This window comes from Cupriavidus basilensis (assembly GCF_029335485.1).
Lineage (GTDB): Bacteria > Pseudomonadota > Gammaproteobacteria > Burkholderiales > Burkholderiaceae > Cupriavidus > Cupriavidus basilensis_E.
Map to the genome: position 1 here is coordinate 1 of NZ_JARJLM010000684.1, position 2,818 is coordinate 2,818.

A 2,818-nucleotide genomic window follows, 5' to 3' on the forward strand; every position below is an offset into this window, starting at 1 on the left:
TGCGCGCCGGTGGCCTTGGCCATCTCGATGATGTGCTCGCCGCGCAGGTAGCTGTCGCGCGCGGCCGCGCCGCCGATGTGCACCGCTTCGTCGCACAGCGCCACGTGGCGGGCGTTGGCGTCGGCGTCCGAATAGACAGCCACCGTGCGGATGCCGAGGCGGCGGCAGGTGGCCGCCACGCGGCAGGCGATTTCGCCGCGATTGGCGATCAGGATCTTGTTGAACATGGCTGTTCCTATTTTATGGGTTCGGGCAGCAAGGCTGCCCGGGCCGCCCGGCGCGCTTCACGCCTGCGGGGCGGCCAGCGCCCCTGCATGGCAGCGGGGCAAACGCAAGATTGGCTGGGTGGCGGGCTCAGGCAGGACGCCATGACGGCGAACGCTTCTCCAGGAAGGAGCGCACGCCCTCGCGGCCCTCTTCGGACGCGCGGATGGCCGCGATGCGGTCTGCCGTATCGGCCAGCAGCGCGTCGTCGATGGCGCGTCCGGCCACTTCCTGCACCAGCCGCTTGCTCTCGCGCACGGCGTTGGGGCTGTTGGCCACCAGCGCGGCGGCTATCTCGCTCACCCTGGCGTCCAGCGCATCGGCCGGCACCACCTCATGCACAAAACCCAGCCGCAGCGCCTCGGCGGCGCCAAAGCGCTCGGCCGTGATGAAGTAGCGGCGTGCCGCCTGCTCGCCCATGGCGCGGATCACGTAGGGGCTGATGGTGGCCGGCAGCAGGCCCAGGCGCGCTTCCGACAGGCAGAAGTTGACCGGTTCCGCCGCCACCGCGATATCGCAGGCCGCGACCAGGCCCACGCCGCCGGCGTAGGTGTCGCCGTGAATGCGGGCGATCACCGGCGTGGGACAGGCCCAGATGGTATGCAGCATCTGCGCCAGCGTCAGCGCATCGGACCGGTTCTCGTCGTGCGAGTAGCCGGCCATCTTCTTCATCCAGTTCAGATCGGCGCCGGCGCAGAAGGCCGGGCCGTTGCCGGCCAGCACGATGGCGCGCACCGTGGACTCGCTGCCCAGCGCGCGGAAGGCGCCGGTCAACTCCGCGATCACGGTCTCGTTGAAGGCATTGCGTACGTCCGGCCGGTTCAGCGTGACGGTGGCCACATGCTGTTCGGCGGTGACGGTAAGGGTGGTGAATTCCATATTGCGTTCTGGTCCTGTGCTGTGCGGGAGTGGATCGGCGCGGCGTTACATGCGGAACACGCCGAACTTCATCTCGCCGATCGGCGCATTCAGGCTGGCCGACAGGCCAAGGCCCAGCACCGTGCGGGTTTGCGCGGGATCGATCACGCCGTCGTCCCACAGCCGCGCGCTGGCGTAGTAGGGGTGGCCCTGGTGCTCGTACTGGTCGCGGATCGGCTGCTTGAACTTGTCCTCGTCCTCCGCGCTCCAGCTGCCCCCCTTGGCCTCGATGCCGTCGCGGCGCACGGTGGCCAGCACGCTGGCTGCCTGCTCGCCGCCCATCACCGAGATCCGCGCGTTCGGCCACATCCACAGGAAACGCGGCGAATACGCCCGGCCGCACATGCCGTAGTTGCCCGCGCCGAACGAGCCGCCGATGATCACGGTGAACTTCGGCACCTGCGCCGTCGCCACCGCCGTCACCATCTTGGCGCCGTTGCGCGCGATGCCTTCGTTCTCGTACTTGCGGCCCACCATGAAGCCGGTGATGTTCTGCAGGAACACCAGCGGAATCTTGCGCTGGCAGCACAGCTCGATGAAGTGCGCGCCCTTCAGCGCCGACTCCGAGAACAGGATGCCGTTATTGGCGATGATGCCTACCGGATAACCCCAGATCCGCGCAAAGCCGCAAACCAGCGTGGTGCCGTAGCGCGCCTTGAATTCGTCGAAATCGGAATCGTCCACGATGCGCGCGATCACCTCGCGCACGTCGTAGGGCTTGCGCGTGTCGGTGGGAATCACGCCGTACAGTTCTTCCACCGGATAGCGCGGGGGCAGGGGCTCGTGCAGGCGGATCTGGTCCGGCTTGCGGCGGTTCAGGTGCTGCACGATATTGCGCGCCAGCGACAGCGCGTGCGCGTCGTTCTGCGCAAAATAATCGGCCACGCCCGACAGGCGGGTGTGCACGTCGGCGCCGCCCAGGTCCTCGGCGCTCACTTCCTCGCCGGTCGCGGCCTTCACCAGCGGCGGGCCGCCCAGGAAGATGGTGCCCTGGTTCTTGACGATGATGGACTCATCGCTCATCGCCGGCACATAGGCGCCGCCGGCGGTGCAGGAACCCATCACCACCGCGATCTGCGGAATGCCCGCCTTGGACAGGTTGGCCTGGTTGTAGAAGATGCGGCCAAAGTGGTCGCGATCCGGGAACACGTCGTCCTGGTTCGGCAGGTTGGCGCCGCCCGAATCCACCAGGTAGATGCAGGGCAGGTTGTTCTGCTCGGCGATCTCCTGCGCACGCAGGTGCTTGCGCACGGTGAGCGGATAGTAGGTGCCGCCCTTGACGGTGGCATCGTTGCAGACGATCACGCATTCCTGCCCGGCAATGCTGCCGATGCCGGTGATGATGCCGGCGCCGGGCGCGGCATTGTCGTACATGTCATAGGCCGCGAGCTGCGACAGCTCCAGGAAGGGCGTGCCCGGGTCCAGCAGTTGCTGGACGCGCTCGCGCGGCAGCAGCTTGCCGCGCCCGAGGTGCTTGGCGCGCGCTTCCTCGCCGCCGCCTTCGGCCAGCTTGGCGATCTTCGCCTTGAGGTCGGCGACCAGCGCCTGCATGGCGTCGGCGTTGGCGCGGAAGGATTCCGAACGCGCATTGAGTTTGGTTTCGAGCGTGGGCATGGAGTCTCGTGCGGTGATCGTT

Annotated in this window: 3 protein-coding genes; all 3 read right to left on the reverse strand. The window is 67.7% G+C overall.

Annotated elements, in window-relative coordinates; all coding sequences use genetic code 11:
- Positions 1-227: biotin carboxylase N-terminal domain-containing protein (locus P3W85_RS42285; RefSeq protein ID WP_276269198.1), on the reverse strand; the 227-nt coding region annotated here is incomplete at its 3' end.
- Between the two features lie 127 nt (positions 228-354).
- Positions 355-1,143: an enoyl-CoA hydratase/isomerase family protein gene (locus P3W85_RS42290; RefSeq protein ID WP_276269199.1), complete on the reverse strand. Its 789-nt coding sequence runs from the start codon at positions 1,141-1,143 to the stop codon at positions 355-357.
- A 45-nt stretch (positions 1,144-1,188) separates the two neighbouring features.
- Positions 1,189-2,796 carry a carboxyl transferase domain-containing protein gene (locus tag P3W85_RS42295; protein WP_276269200.1) on the reverse strand — a complete coding sequence of 536 codons (1,608 nt, stop codon included), beginning with the start codon at positions 2,794-2,796 and terminating at the stop codon, positions 1,189-1,191.
- Positions 2,797-2,818 lie beyond the last annotated feature (22 nt).

Coding starts and splice junctions, on each gene's coding strand:
- P3W85_RS42290 (WP_276269199.1), bottom strand. CDS start 1,143: ATGGAATTCACCACCCTTACCGTCACCGCCGAACAGCATGTGGCCACC.
- P3W85_RS42295 (WP_276269200.1), bottom strand. CDS start 2,796: ATGCCCACGCTCGAAACCAAACTCAATGCGCGTTCGGAATCCTTCCGC.